The organism is Halopseudomonas bauzanensis, assembly GCF_900114735.1.
GTDB classification, from domain to species: domain Bacteria; phylum Pseudomonadota; class Gammaproteobacteria; order Pseudomonadales; family Pseudomonadaceae; genus Halopseudomonas; species Halopseudomonas bauzanensis.
In genome coordinates, this window is sequence record NZ_FOUA01000003.1 from 212,774 (window position 1) to 225,966 (window position 13,193).

The 13,193-nt window shown below is 62.0% G+C and carries 10 protein-coding genes; 4 read left to right on the forward strand and 6 right to left on the reverse strand.

Annotated elements, in window-relative coordinates:
• The first annotated feature begins 8 nt into the window (after positions 1-8).
• Entirely contained in the window at positions 9-1,916 is a 1,908-nt protein-coding gene (locus BM267_RS09375; protein ID WP_074779507.1) for a methyl-accepting chemotaxis protein, read from the forward strand.
• A gap of 8 nt (positions 1,917-1,924) precedes the next feature.
• Here the strand turns inward: BM267_RS09375 and BM267_RS09380 are convergent, their stop codons facing one another.
• Positions 1,925-4,282 carry a multiheme c-type cytochrome gene (locus BM267_RS09380; protein WP_074779509.1) on the reverse strand — a complete coding sequence of 786 codons (2,358 nt, stop codon included), beginning with the start codon at positions 4,280-4,282 and terminating at the stop codon, positions 1,925-1,927.
• A 130-nt stretch (positions 4,283-4,412) separates the two neighbouring features.
• Positions 4,413-6,107, reverse strand: a complete 1,695-nt coding sequence (locus BM267_RS09385; RefSeq protein ID WP_074779512.1) for a long-chain-fatty-acid--CoA ligase — start codon at positions 6,105-6,107, stop codon at positions 4,413-4,415.
• Between the two features lie 250 nt (positions 6,108-6,357).
• On the opposite strand from BM267_RS09385, the gene BM267_RS09390 reads away from it, so the two are divergent.
• Together BM267_RS09390 and BM267_RS09395 are read left to right on the forward strand one after the other, a co-directional pair.
• Positions 6,358-6,846, forward strand: a complete 489-nt coding sequence (locus tag BM267_RS09390; RefSeq protein WP_036988988.1) for a DUF3015 domain-containing protein — start codon at positions 6,358-6,360, stop codon at positions 6,844-6,846.
• 93 nt (positions 6,847-6,939) lie between these two features.
• On the forward strand, positions 6,940-8,796 hold the full coding sequence (locus tag BM267_RS09395) for an Lnb N-terminal periplasmic domain-containing protein (RefSeq protein ID WP_074779514.1): 1,857 nt from the start codon (positions 6,940-6,942) through the stop codon (positions 8,794-8,796).
• Positions 8,797-8,830: 34 nt separating this feature from the next.
• Here BM267_RS09395 and BM267_RS09400 read toward each other — a convergent pair whose 3' ends face one another.
• From BM267_RS09400 to BM267_RS09410, 4 genes are all read right to left on the reverse strand, one after another.
• Positions 8,831-9,925, reverse strand: coding sequence for a 3-deoxy-7-phosphoheptulonate synthase (locus BM267_RS09400; RefSeq protein WP_074779515.1), 1,095 nt, complete (start codon positions 9,923-9,925; stop codon positions 8,831-8,833).
• 259 nt (positions 9,926-10,184) lie between these two features.
• Positions 10,185-10,313 (reverse strand): hypothetical protein, encoded by a 129-nt coding sequence (locus tag BM267_RS16920; protein WP_268875378.1) that lies wholly within the window; start codon positions 10,311-10,313, stop codon positions 10,185-10,187.
• A 153-nt stretch (positions 10,314-10,466) separates the two neighbouring features.
• Positions 10,467-11,387 carry an SPFH domain-containing protein gene (locus BM267_RS09405; protein ID WP_177173397.1) on the reverse strand — a complete coding sequence of 307 codons (921 nt, stop codon included), beginning with the start codon at positions 11,385-11,387 and terminating at the stop codon, positions 10,467-10,469.
• Between the two features lie 29 nt (positions 11,388-11,416).
• Positions 11,417-11,890, reverse strand: coding sequence for an NfeD family protein (locus BM267_RS09410; RefSeq protein ID WP_074779517.1), 474 nt, complete (start codon positions 11,888-11,890; stop codon positions 11,417-11,419).
• A 328-nt stretch (positions 11,891-12,218) separates the two neighbouring features.
• Between BM267_RS09410 and BM267_RS09415 the strand changes: the two genes are divergently transcribed.
• Positions 12,219-13,166 carry a triacylglycerol lipase gene (locus tag BM267_RS09415; RefSeq protein WP_074779520.1) on the forward strand — a complete coding sequence of 316 codons (948 nt, stop codon included), beginning with the start codon at positions 12,219-12,221 and terminating at the stop codon, positions 13,164-13,166.
• Positions 13,167-13,193 lie beyond the last annotated feature (27 nt).

Below are 13,193 nucleotides of genomic sequence, written 5' to 3' on the forward strand. Positions count from 1 at the left end.
CAACATAGATGAAAAGCTGGTTTGACAACCTCAGTGTCAACCTGAAACTTGGCATGGGCTTCGGCCTGGTTTTGCTGTTTACCCTGGTCCTCTCAGTGATCGGCTGGCGCAGCCTGGGCATCCTGATCGAAGATGGTAACCAGGCGGGCGATGTCGCCAGACTGGAAAACTCCTTGAGCAAACTGCGCATCATGCGCATGCAGTACTTGGCGGCGAACGGCGACGAGACGATCGCCAATCAGGTTCAAGGCCAACTGGATGCATTTGGCGCAGAGCAGCGCCACCTGGCCAGCGGGCTGCCCCATACCGAGGACCGCAATACCGCGCAGCCCCTGCCGGGCATCATCGATGCCTATCAGATCTCGCTGAATAGCATGCGAGCCGCCTTTGCCAGCCGCAACGCCGCGCTGCAGGCGATGAATCAACAGGCCAGCCAACTGGCCGAAGTGCTGGCTACAATGCAGAACCAGGCCAACCGCAATGAAGATGCGCAGCTGATGCAGGCCATTGACGCTTTTACCACCAGCTTTCTGCAAGTACGCTTCGATAGCCTGATAGTCAGGGCCGAAGGCGGCGCCGAGGCAGAGCAGGCGTTCAACCTTGCCGTGGCAGCCGCCGCCAGCGACCTGGAGCAACTCGATCGACTGCTGCTCGGAGGCCAACAGGATCTGCTGAGTCGGGCGCAACAGATACTGAGTGACTACCTGGCTCAGCATCAACGTTTCGAGGCCGGCACCAGCCAGATCGCCCAGGCTCGCCAGGAAAATGCCGTGCAGGGCGCCGATATCATGCGCATCACCGAGCAACTGCGGCAGACACAGCTGGAGCGTGGCGATAGGCAGGCAACCTCCGCCCGCGCATTGCAGGTCACCATGGCCGTACTGGCCCTGCTGATCGGTGGTCTGAGCGCCCTGCTGATCACCCGTCAGATCACCGGCCCGCTGAATGAAACCCGCCAGACCTTGCAGCGCATTGCCGAAGGCGATCTGACCCATAACCATACCGTAACCCGCCGCGATGAGTTCGGTGAGCTGCAACGGGGCGTGCAACGCATGGCAGACAGTCTACGCGAGCTGATCGGCCGGATTCATGAAAGCGTCACGCAGATTGCCAGCGCTGCCGAAGAGCTGTCCGCCGTCACCGAGCAGACCCGCGTCGGCATCAATAGTCAGAAGGAAGAGACCGACCAGGTGGCAACCGCCATGCAAGAAATGTCGGCCACCGTCCATGACGTGGCGCGTAACGCCGAGCAGGCCTCACTGGCGGCCACCAGCGCCAACGGCGAAGCCCGCAACGGCGACGCGGTGGTGAACGAAGCCATCAGCCAGATCGAACGTCTCGCCGAAGAAGTTACCCGCTCCACTGAGGCTATGGAGCTGCTGAAGCAGGAAAGCAGCAAGATCGGTACGGTGATGGATGTGATCAGGGCAGTAGCCGATCAGACCAATCTACTGGCTTTGAACGCCGCCATCGAAGCCGCCCGCGCCGGGGAAGCAGGGCGCGGTTTTGCGGTGGTGGCAGATGAAGTGCGCTCCCTGGCCCAGCGCACCCAGCAGTCCACCGAAGAAATCGAAGCTCTGGTAGCTGCTGTACACAGCGGCACTCAACAGGTCGCCAGCCGGCTGAGCAGCAGCCACACCCTGGCCGGCAACAGCGTGGAACTGACCCGCACCGCGGGCGCAGCGCTGAGCAGCATTACCGAGAGCGTGTCCAACATCCAGTCAATGAACCAGCAGATCGCCGCGGCGGCCGAACAGCAGAGCGCGGTAGCCGAAGAGATCAGCCGCAGCGTGGTCAACGTGCGCGACGTGGCCGAGCAGAGCGCGACCGGTGGCGATCAGACCGCCGCCTCCAGTATCGAACTGGCGCGGCTGGGTAATGAGCTGCAGGTGCTGGTGAGCCGGTTCCAGGTGTAGGCCGGGGTTTACCTGTCCGTAGTAGCGTCCGGCAGGCGGCGCGCCAGTTCCACCGCCTGCTGGTCGCCCGGATCGCGCTCGAGCAACGCATCGACGAACTCTCGGGCCAGCCCCGGTTGACCATGCCGGAGGCTGAAGCTGGCTCCCGCCCATAGCACGTCACGGTCAGTGGGATGCAGTCGGCCGGCTTGACGCAGGATGGTCAGCGCCTCCTCCGGCGCGGAAGGCTCCACCGCCACCGCTAACACGTAGCCGGTACGCGGGTCGTCAGGCTGCAGCGCCCAGGCGCGTCGCAGGTGTTCCAGCGCCGCTTCACGCTGCTGCTGACGCACCAGTGACAGCCCCAGCGCATAATGGAGCATGCCTTCGGCTGGCAGTATCACCAACGCCTCGCGCAAAAGCCGCTCCGTGGTTTTCTCCCGCCCCTGGGCGCGATACAAGTCAGCCAGGTTCAGGTAGTTTGCCGCGTCCAGCGGCGCGGCTTCGATCGCCTGGCTCCAGGCCTGCTCCGCCTCTCCCGCGCGCCCCTGTCGCAAACGCAGCAGGGCCAGTTGGCCAAGGTGGCTGGAGCGTTCGGCATGCAACGCCAGCTCTTCTTCATATTCGCGCAGCGCGCGCTCAAAAGCCGGCTGTGTGTCGGGCGGCAGATCGACATCCGCCAGCTGACTGGCAGCCAGCGAGCGCAGGCTACGCAGCGGGTCAACCAGCAGCGGCGCCAGATAACGCTGACGCAGCGCCGCAGGGCTATCCTCCAGCGCACGGATGCTGCCCAGGCGTACCAACGGATCGGGGTCTTGCAACCCCTTGGCCACAGCCTGCTGCTGGACCTGACCGAGCTGCGGTTGCAACCGCTGCGCCGTGCTGCCGCGCACTATCGGCGCCAGTTGCGGATCGTTGACCAGGGTCGCGAGATCCTGTTGCGCTGCCGGCAGTCCCTGATCGGCGGCGGCGATGGTGGTCGCAGGGGATGTCTGGTGCCAGAGACCCTCCGGGAACCAGCCGGCAATCTGCTGCGCGGCCCAGTCCGGCTCGCGGTCGGTATGACAACCGGTGCAGGCGTCTGGGGTACCCAGCTGTCGGGCCAGGTCGGGGCGCGGTACCGCAATGTTGTGATCGCGGCGCGGGTCGATGACCATATAGGTACGCTCCGGCATATGACAGCTGACACACTGGGCGCCACTCGAATCGGCAGCATGGAAATGATGCGTGGGCCGATCAAACTCTGTCGGCAGGTGGCAGCTGCTGCACAGTGCATTACCCTCGGCACGCAGCGCCTGGCTGTGCGGCTGGTGACAATCACTGCAGGTAACGCCGGCGGCATGCATCCGGCTCTGGGCGAAGCTGCCGCTGATGAATACTTCCTCGCGCTGCTGGCCATCGGCAAAGTACAGCGGGTCGCTGAGCAGTTCGGGGCGGTAGAAATCCAGCAATGGCAGGCCGGCGTGATACCCCTCGGCGGTCGCACTGCGCAACGAGTGGCATTGGGCGCACACCTGCTGTTCCTTGTCCGTGCTCAGCGGCACGCTACGCTGCGCCGTTACCCGCTCCAGTTCATGCAGCCAGTGCATGTCCTGGCGCTCATCCAGCAGCAGTGTCAGCCCCTTGCCTGGCCATTCCTGCCCCTGGGTCCATTGCAGATGCCGACTGCCAGGCCCATGACATGCTTCACAGCCCACCCCCAGCTCCGACCATTCGGCGGCGAAGCTCTGCGTCTGCGCGTCGAAGCCCTTGCGGTAATCGGTAACGTGGCAGTCGGCGCACATGAAGTTCCAGTTCTGCGCCGGGCCAGTCCAATGCAAGGGGCTGTCATGCCGCACCTGCTCATCCGGATACAGATGGAACCAGCGCTGGCCTCCCGCCGCGTGCGGCCGGGTATCCCAGGCGATAGACAGGGCCTGCAGGCGGCCACCGCCCAGATCGACCAGGTACTGCTGCATTGGGTCCAGACCGAAGGTGTACAACACCTCGTATTCGGTCAACTGTCCGTCGGCACCGTCGGTGGTGACGAAGTAACGCCCGTCGCGCTGCTGGAAACGCGAAACGGTGCCGGCATACGCGAAGCGGCTGTCATTGAAGTCCGCCAACACCGTCTCGGTACTGGCATGCGCCATGGCATGGGCATGCTGGGATTCCTGCCAGGCCTGATGCTGCTCGGAGTGGCAGCCGGCACAGCTGGCGCTGCCGATGAAGTCTGCCGGCGTCTGGTTGCGGACCACTGGTGGTGCAGGCGTTTCAACCGGGACGGCCGCGGCTGGCTTGGCGGGACGATACTGGCTGGCAAAGTAGCTTGCCAACGCCAGCAGCAACACGGCGACAGCCAATGCCAGCCAGCGCCATTTGCGAGAGGTGTGTTCGGATACTGCCATGGTGCGGCCCGATTATTATTGGATTGGGCGAATATTGCTTGCCCGGCAGCCCCGTGGCTACCCCTGGCGCGTAGAAACCTGCGCACAACCGCCAGTGTTTGCCCGCACCAGATAGTCGAACCCGCTGGATTCAGGCCGTCGCCGCTCTGGCCCGCTCCTCATCAACCAGTTCCTTCTTCGACAGCTTGCCCACCGGCGTGCGCGGCAGCGCATCACGGATTTCCATCGCTGCCAGACGCTCGTGCTTGCCCAGGCGCGGTTCGAGGAAGGCCTGCAACTGGGCGAAATCAAAGGGCTGGGCGCCAGCCTTGAGCTTGATAAAGGCCTTGGGTGCCTGGCCGCGATAGATGTCATCGATACCGATCACGGAGACCTCCTCGACCGCCGGATGCTCGTAGATCGCTTCCTCGATCACCCGCGGATAAACGTTGTAGCCACTGCACAGGATCATGTCCTTGGTACGATCGACGATGTACAGCCAGCCCTGCTCATCCATATAGCCGACGTCCCCGGTGCGCAGGAAGCCGTCCTCGGTCATCGCCTCGGCGGTAGCGTCAGCGCGCTTCCAGTAACCCGCAGTGACATTCGGGCCCGCGATGCATACTTCACCGCGCTCCCCCGGCGCCAGACTGCCGGCCGAGCCATCCAACGGCGCAATGCGGATGGTCGAGCCCGGCACCGGCATGCCGCAAGAGCCGGGGCGCGGCTCGGCGTCCTTGGGCGTGAAGGTGCCGGTGGTGGTGGTCTCGGTCATCCCCCAACCTTCGCGCAGGGCGCAGCCGGCCACGTCCGAGTATCGCTGTTGCACCTCCAGCGGCAACGGTGCGCCACCAGAGTTGCACAGCTTGAGCGAGGTCAGGTCCAGCTGCGCAGTCAGCGGGTGGGCTAGCAGGCCGATGAACATGGTTGGCACACCAGGGAAGGTAGTGATGCGGTTGTCATGAATCTCCCGCAACACCGTCTCGGCATCGAAGCGCGGGTGCAGGTAGACTTCCGCGGCCATGCGTATGCTGAACAGCATATTGATCATCAATGCGTAGATGTGAAACGGCGGCAGCACCGCCAGGACCCGCTCCTGCCCCACCTGCAGCGACTCGTCCAGGATCGCCTGCAACTGGGAGCAACTGGCGGTGAGATTGGCATGGGTGAGCATGGCACCCTTGGGCGCGCCGGTGGTGCCGCCGGTATATTGCAGTACCGCCAGGGTCGCGGCAGGATCATCCAGTGGGTGGGCGACGAAGTTACCATCGTTCTCCAGCAGGCTGGCAAAGGATTTGGTGCTGGCGTCCCATGCAACCGTCGCCGCAGGGCCTAACTGGCCGGCTTGCGCCGCGCTGACCGGCCCGCAGAATTCCGTCAGTTGACCGACAATCAAACCCTGAAGACGGCTGCTCTGCACCAGGCCGGCCATTTTCGGATATAGAGCGGCCAGGTCCAGGGTCAGCATGAAATCGGTCTGGCTGTCTTCAATCTTGTGCGCCAGCGTACGCTCGGCGTCCAGCGGTGAATAGTTGACGACCGTGCCACCGGCACGCAGCACACCGAGAAACGCGATGAAGTAGTGTGGGCAATTGGGCAGATACAAGCCTACATGCACACCCGGGCCGACACCCAGGCGTTGCAGACCGCAGGCGGCACGCTTGACCAGGTCATCCAGCTGTCGGTAGGTCAACTTGTGGCCGAGGAAGTCGATCGCCGGACGCTCGGCAAAGGCTGCAACAGCCTGGTCCAGCAAGGCCCATACCGGGCCTGTCGGCAATTCGGCATCCCAGCGCATGTTGTGGGGGTAGGAGTCCAGCCAACGTAATTGCGCACTCGCGTTCATCACACGCCTCCTCGGCTTGATTGTAATTATTGAAGCCCCAAACCTAGCGCCATAACACGCTTGCGCAAAGGCCAATCCAGCAGATATATACGCCGCCATAGATTGCCGAGGCATTTGTGATGAACCTCACAGATTGATTCTTTCGGCCTTCGATCTGCGGTAACCCGCTCATCCAAATCAGTAATCAAATTGCAATAAGCGAAGCGGATTGCTAGATTCTGAAACTTCTTCATACAAACGGAAAAATGTCATGAAACGGATCCTGCTCGGTTCCCTGCTTGCTGCTGCTTCGCTCAACGCTTTCGCCACCGCACCGGGCGGTCCGGGTTGCGGCTGGGGCAACATGCTGTTCGAAGGCCAGCGCGGCCTGCCGTCCCACCTGGTGGCGTCCATCACCAACGGCACCTCCGGCAACGCCACCTTCGGCATGACCTCGGGTACCAACGGTTGCGATACCAGCGGCGCCCTGGCCTATAACGGCAAATCGATGATCGTTCTGAGCAGCATCATGAACGAGCTGTCCGAAGACATGGCCCGTGGCGAAGGCGAAGCTCTGACCACCTACGCCGTGGTACTGGGTGTGCCCGCCGAAGATCGCGCGCATTTCGCCGCCGTGACCAGCCAGCATTTCAATGACATCTTCAGCTCCGCCGATGTCACCGCCGAACAGGTCCACACTGCGACTCTGGCCGTGATGAAGCAGGACGCGGTTCTGGCCAAGTACGCCGACCAGGCCTGATCCCTGCATCACCATCCGGGCCGGTGCTTGCGCCGGCTACGGATACTTTCTCCCGGTGTCAGCTGACATCGCCGCTGCCCACTCCGGTCCTGCATGTCCATACGTTTGTTTCCCCTGTTGCTGAGCTTGCTCGGCACTGCCGTACAGGCGGCCCCGCAAGCTGACCCAGCCACACTGCAGACTCTGGCGGAAGATCCCTATTGGATTTCGCTCGGTCATTACGAGCAGCAAACCTTCGGCGGCTGGCAAAGCTATGTCGATGATGCTGATTTTTTCTTGGCCGTGGACGGTGAGCGCGCGCCGCTGGCGGAGCTGCAAGCCACGCTGCAAGCTCTGTATGCCGACCCGGAGCTGGCAGATGCCCACCCGCAATGCCGCTTCCCTTCGCGCACCCGCTGGCTCCGACAGCAATTACCGCTGGAGGACCTGCCCATCGTGGAGTGTGCAGAGTTCGCTGCCTGGTATGCCGATATCGACCCGCACACCACGGTGCTGGTGTTCCCCGATGCCTACCTGAACAGCCCCTCATCCATGTTCGGGCACACCTTGCTACGCATTGATTCAGCGGCCAACGAGGGCAGCGGCACCGCCCTGCTCAGCTATGCACTGAATTTCGGCGCCATGGTCGAGGGCATGGACAATAGTATTCTCTATGCCTGGAAGGGCCTCGCGGGCGGCTACCCCGGCCAGTTCGCGCTGCTGCCCTACCGCGAGAAACTCAGCGAATACAGCAGTCTGGAAAACCGCGACCTATGGGAATACCGCCTCGATCTGACACCCGAGGAAACCGGCCGCATGATCGAGCATGTCTGGGAGTTGCGGCAGATCCGCTTCGACTACTTCTTCTTCGACGAAAACTGCTCGTATCGGCTGCTCGAACTGCTGGAAATCGCCCGCCCGGGCCTGAAACTGATCGACCAGTTTCCGCTGACCGCCATTCCCGCCGACACGGTGCGGGCGGTGAAAGATGCCGGTCTGGTGCAAGATATCAACTACCGGCCCTCACGAGAGAAGGAGCTGCTGGCCCGCGCTGCACCGCTGCAGCCCAAGGAAGTAAGCTGGGCCCAGGCGCTGGCTGCCGATACCGGGCTGCTCGAGGATGCCGCGTTCCAGACCCTGCCCGCTGAGCGTCAGGCGCTGATCCAGGAAACCGCCTACCGCCTGCTGCGGTATCAGGCGGCCGGCCAGGAACGCGACGCCGGCAATGCGGCGCGCAGTTTCCGCATGCTGCAGGCGATCAATCAGAACCCACCACCGCGGCTGGAAATCACCACGCCGACGTTGCCCGAAGACGGGCATGAATCACGTACCTGGCAGCTGGCGCTCGGCAGCCAGGATCACCGCGCCTTTGCCGAGTATGGCCTGCGCATGGCCTACCACGACCTGAACGACAACCTGGCAGGCTTCCCGCTGGGTGCGCAGATCGAGCTGGGCAAATTGCGCGTGCGTCAGTATGAAGGCAATCACTGGCAACTGGAGGAGCTGGGGCTGGTCAGCATCCGCTCGCTGACACCACGCAACCAGTTGCTCCAGCCCTGGTCGTGGCAGGTGCAAACCGGGCTGGAACGGGTCGCCGGCAAGGATGGCCGGCAGCGGCTGGTGGGGCATCTGAATGGTGGCGCAGGCTTTACCTGGCACCTCAGCGAGGACGTACTGGGTTATGCGCTGGCGACCCTGCGTGTCGAACACCATCGGGACTTCGCCGCCACCCTGAGTCCGGCAACCGGTTTTGACAGCGGCCTGTTGTGGCGCAATCGCGCCGGCAATCTGCTGCTGGAGGCCCAGGCCGATTATTTCCACAATGGCGAGGTGCGCCGCAGCCTGGGCCTGACCCAGCAGTTGGAGCTGGGCCGCAACCTCGGCCTGCGGCTGACCGCCCAGCGCGAGTTCAGCCACTGGGGCGCACCGCAGAATGAAGTGATGTTGCAGCTGCGCTGGTATCACTACTGAGTTTGCGCTTCGGGGCGCGACAACCCCGAAGCGCTCAACCCCGCCGCAGCCGCTCAGCAGCGCCGCGCAACATCCGCTCGGTCCCATCCCATCCCAGGCAACCATCGGTAATCGAAACACCGTAACGCAGCTCACCCGACAGCGGTTGATTGCCATCAAACAGGTGACTTTCCAACATTACCGCCCGCAGGCTGGCATCGCCGGCCAGCCGCTGATCAACCACATCTTCCAGCACGGCCGGCTGACGTAGCGGGTTCTTGCCGCTGTTGGCGTGACTGCAGTCGACCATGATGCTCGGCTCCAGCCCGGCGTTCTCCAGGGCTGCCCGCGCCATGGCGACGCTCATCGCATCATGATTCGGGCCCCGGTTGCCGCCCCGCAGCACCAGATGGGTGTCCGGGTTACCCAGCGTTTCCACCAGTGACGGCCGGCCCAACTCGTCGATACCGAAATGCTGATGCCCATGGGCTGCCGAACGCATGGCATCGATAGCGATGCCCATGCTCCCGTCCGTGCCGTTCTTGAAACCCACCGGCATATCCAGACCGCTGACCAGTTCCCGGTGAATCTGCGACTCACTGGTGCGTGCACCAATCGCCGCCCAGCCCAGCAGATCGTCAATGTAACCCGCCACCAGCGGCTGTAGCAGTTCACTGGCCAACGGCAGGCCCAGATCGATCATCTGCAACATCAGCCGGCGCGACAGCTCCAACCCCGCCGCCATATCGCCGCTACCATCCAATTGTGGATCGTAGACCAGCCCTTTCCAGCCAACCGTGGTACGCGGCTTCTCGATATAGGCTCGCATCACCAGCAACATCTGGTCCTCAACCTGCGGTGCCAGATCGGCCAGGCGCTGGGCATATTCCAGCGCCGCGTCGGCATCATGAATCGAGCACGGTCCAACCACCACCAGCAGGCGCTGGTCGTCGCCATTGAGAATATTGCGGATGGCCTGGCGCTGGGTCTGAACCTGTTCGGCCTGCCGGTCGTTCAGTGGCAAGCGCTGACGTAGTACCGCTGGGCTCGGTAACGGGCGGGTGCGACGCTGGGCATGCTGGATAAGGCTCTGGGCCTGCTCGGGGCTGGGTACAACGGAAAGCTGCAGGGCGGATACGGAAGAATTCATCAGTGCTGTCCTCAGCTGCGCGGTTCAGTCCGCGCAGCGCTCTATCGTGTTAGTCGTTGCAATGTCTGTGGATTCTGGGCGCGACCACTAAATCGCCAGCTGCAGTAACGGTAGGAGTAGGTAAAGTGATTGCTCATGTCTGAATCCTCTCAATGCATTGGCCGTTATTGGCCGAAAAAACAAAACCCCCGGTCGGGTGGCCGACCGGGGGTTGCTGAGTAGTGCGGTGGGCGGCCCGTCTGGAGTGGGCCGCCTGGTATCAGGCCAGCCCTTGGCTAAACCAATACCCATAAAAATAAGTGGAAACACCCGAGCTTGCATCACAGACAGCAGCAGCCACGGCATTTGCCGGGGTGCGATGGTGCTGAATGGATGTGCTGACTGACATGGGTTTCTCCATTGAATGACAATTAACTTACTGCATTAGCGGGTGCTATTCAACCATTGCGTCAAAGCATGGCAGACCGCGATGACGACAGAATGACACTAGCGGCGCATACCGCACGGTTGCCTGCCTGATGCCCCTGTCGCCACCTCTTGCCTACTGCTTCACCGTATCCAGCGTCTTGGTAATCGCTGCCACCGCAGACCCGATATTACTGAGTTCCGCCGGCAGAATCATGGTGTTATTAGTCTTGGCCAGCTTGCCGAACTCGTTCACGTACTGCTCGGCTACCCGTAATGCCACGGCGTCCTTGCCGCCAGGTGTGGTAATGGCATCGCCCACCAGGCGCAGGCCTTCCGCCGTGGCCTGGGCCACCAGTTCGATCTGCCGCGCCTTACCCTCGGCTTCATTGATCTGGCGCTGTTTGTCCGCTTCGGAAAGGTTGATGGTTTCCTGCTTGATACCTTCCGAGACATTGATCTTGGCCTCGCGCTCACCCTCGGACTGAGCCACCACCGCACGACGTTCCCGTTCGGCACGCATCTGCTTTTCCAGAGCATCGAGAATGGTCGCCGGCAACTCGATATCGGCGATCTCGTAGCGCATCACTTTCACTCCCCAGGGCCGCGCCGCTTCATCCAGCGCAGCGACCACCTGCGTATTGATTGCTTCACGCTCTTCAAAGGTCTTGTCCAGGTCGATCCTGCCGACTACCGAGCGCAGAGTGGTCTGCGCCAGCTGGGTAGCGGCATAACGATAATCGGCAATGCCATAGCTGGCGGCCTTGGGGTCGACCACCTGCAGGTAGATCACACCGTTGACCACCACCTGGATGTTGTCCTTGGTGACGCAGGCCTGGCGATCCACATCGATGGCCTCTTCCTTCATGGTGTGCCTATAAGCGATGCGGTCAACGAAGGGGATCAGCAGATGAAAGCCCGCCTCCAGAGTCTTCGCATATTTGCCCAGCCGTTCAACCACATAGGCCGAACGCTGTGGCACGATCTGTGCCGTCTTGGCGATGGTAATGACGATGAACGCCAGTAGTGCCAGTGAAAGCATTGTTGCGATTTCCATTGCGCGTTGCTCCAGTTATTTAAGTGAATTCAGATCGATCGGTCGGGACGTGAGGTGCTTACGCGCAGCACGATACCATTGATGGCAATGACCCAGGCAGTTTCACCGGTGCGCAGGGGCTCATCGGACTCGGCATCCCATTTGGCACCATTGAGCTGCACATCACCAGTGCCATCGAGGAAATCAGTCAGTACGGACACCCGGCTGCCGACCACGCCAACATCATCCAGGTCCGTTTTCGCCCGGCCGCCGACGCCACCGCGTAGCCAACGCGTGCAGTGACGCCGCAAGCCGAACAGGGCAACCAGACTGATGACGCCGAAGCACAGCAACTGCAACGCCAGACTGTCGATTACCCCCATCAGTGTCAGCAGTCCGACCGTCAGCGCACCCACACCGAAGAAGACCGCCACCAGGCCGGGAATGAAAAATTCGGAAATCAGCAGCGCAAAGCCGAGCAAAAGCCAGAAGGCATATCCATTGAGAAAGCTGTTCAATAACATCGCTTCATCCTTGTGGGGCCCGCTCTCGGGCATCAAAGCGCCAGACTAACAGATCAACGCGGGAAAGCGGTAAGGCACACGCTGCATCGCGACACCTGTCACAAATGATGGCTCTTTGCCTTTTTCATACCGCTCATCGGATAGATTTGGTGAATAGGATAGCGCCAGAGCGGGTGACCCAGTGGTCAACCCGCGCCCGGCAGGTCCGCTGCTATCGCGACTCGTCGGTCGCTCGCAACACACCTATGCTCAGCCGGTCTCTATCAGGCCTCACCGCCTGTGCAGTCAGAGCCCACAAGCATAAAAATAATCGGCCAAGGGTAATCATATGAAACACAATCGCCTTTCACTGGCAGTCGGCCTGGTCGCCGCGCTGGGCGTCACCAGCCAGGTCCAGGCATCCTGGTTCAGCTCCTCCAACTACACCAAGACCCAATATCCCATCGTGCTCGCCCACGGCATGCTCGGCTGGGACAGCATGCTGGGTATCGATTACTGGTATGGCATCCCGCAGGCACTGCGCAAGGACGGCGCCGATGTCTATATTACCGAAGTCAGCCAATTGGACACCTCCGAAGCCCGGGGTGAGCAATTGCTGGAGCAGGTCGAGGAAATCGTCGCCATTTCCGGCAAGTCCAAGGTCAATCTGTTCGGCCACAGCCATGGCGGGCCGACCATCCGTTATGTCGCCGCGGTACGTCCTGATCTGGTCGCCTCGGTCACCAGCATCGGCGCACCGCACAAGGGCTCGGCGTTAGCTGATTTTCTGCGGGAGATGCCGGAAGGCTCGGCCGGCGAAGCCATTGTCGCGGGTCTGGTGAATGCGGCGGGCAAGATGATCAACTTCCTCTCTGGCAGCCCAATCGATACGCCAATGAATTCTCTCGGTTCGCTGGAATCGCTGCATTCGGCAGGCGCTGCGCGGTTCAATGCCAAATTCCCCCAAGGCATTCCCACCACTGCCTGCGGCGAGGGTGATTATCAGGTCAACAACGTGCGCTATTACTCCTGGAGCGGCACCAGCCCATCCACCAACCTGCTCGATCCGTCTGACCTGATGATGGTCGTGGCCGCGCAGACCTTCCCCAAGGGAGAGGCTAATGACGGCATGGTCGGACGCTGCAGTTCGCGGCTGGGCATGGTCATTCGCGACAATTACCGGATGAATCACCTGGACGAGGTCAACCAGATCCTGGGCCTGACCAGCCTGTTCGAAACCGACCCGGTGACGGTGTACCGGCAACAGGCCAACCGGCTGAAACAGGCCGGCCTGTAATCATGACGGGCCCCGCGACGGGCCCGT

Excerpts from the sequence above, each read along its gene's own strand:
- BM267_RS09395 (WP_074779514.1), top strand. The coding sequence starts at position 6,940 with ATGTCCATACGTTTGTTTCCCCTGTTGCTGAGCTTGCTCGGCACTGCC.
- BM267_RS09415 (WP_074779520.1), top strand. The coding sequence starts at position 12,219 with ATGAAACACAATCGCCTTTCACTGGCAGTCGGCCTGGTCGCCGCGCTG.
- BM267_RS09385 (WP_074779512.1), bottom strand. The coding sequence starts at position 6,107 with ATGAACGCGAGTGCGCAATTACGTTGGCTGGACTCCTACCCCCACAAC.
- BM267_RS09375 (WP_074779507.1), top strand. The coding sequence starts at position 9 with ATGAAAAGCTGGTTTGACAACCTCAGTGTCAACCTGAAACTTGGCATG.
- BM267_RS16920 (WP_268875378.1), bottom strand. The coding sequence starts at position 10,313 with ATGTCAGTCAGCACATCCATTCAGCACCATCGCACCCCGGCAAATGCC.
- BM267_RS09390 (WP_036988988.1), top strand. The coding sequence starts at position 6,358 with ATGAAACGGATCCTGCTCGGTTCCCTGCTTGCTGCTGCTTCGCTCAAC.
- BM267_RS09405 (WP_177173397.1), bottom strand. The coding sequence starts at position 11,387 with ATGGAAATCGCAACAATGCTTTCACTGGCACTACTGGCGTTCATCGTC.
- BM267_RS09380 (WP_074779509.1), bottom strand. The coding sequence starts at position 4,282 with ATGGCAGTATCCGAACACACCTCTCGCAAATGGCGCTGGCTGGCATTG.
- BM267_RS09400 (WP_074779515.1), bottom strand. The coding sequence starts at position 9,925 with ATGAATTCTTCCGTATCCGCCCTGCAGCTTTCCGTTGTACCCAGCCCC.
- BM267_RS09410 (WP_074779517.1), bottom strand. The coding sequence starts at position 11,890 with ATGTTATTGAACAGCTTTCTCAATGGATATGCCTTCTGGCTTTTGCTC.